The organism is Salinimicrobium oceani, assembly GCF_012037645.1.
Window position 1 is genome coordinate 1 of sequence record NZ_JAAVJR010001058.1, and the last position, 367, is coordinate 367.

A 367-nucleotide genomic window follows, 5' to 3' on the forward strand; every position below is an offset into this window, starting at 1 on the left:
TCGTAAGCTCTTATCTGAAGCATTAGCTGTCCTGCCAATTCTGAAGTGTAATTGTACATCTGCACATTGGGGGTGAGCTTTTGCTCTGCTACCAGTTCCTTGTAAAAAGGGGCATTCTTTCCATCGGCTAAATAGGTTGCCAATACTTCCAGGGCATAGGCATCTTTATGATAGGAAGGCACTGTTGGCCATGCATAGGTAAGCTCTGGCAGGCGAGCAAAATTATCTTCGTAATAAAGCTTTTTTGTCTCTTGCAGGTTGGCAGGTCTTTTTTCGAGCTCAGGAATTGCAGGGCCTTTTTTGATCTCGCCAAAATATTTCTCCACCCATTCTTTTGCCTGGTCCTTTTCAAAATCCCCGGCAACGG

1 protein-coding gene is annotated in these 367 nt (G+C 45.0%); it reads right to left on the reverse strand.

Annotated elements, in window-relative coordinates; translation table 11 throughout:
* The coding region (locus tag HC175_RS20760; RefSeq protein WP_168139896.1) for a M16 family metallopeptidase at positions 1-367 on the reverse strand (367 nt) is incomplete at both ends.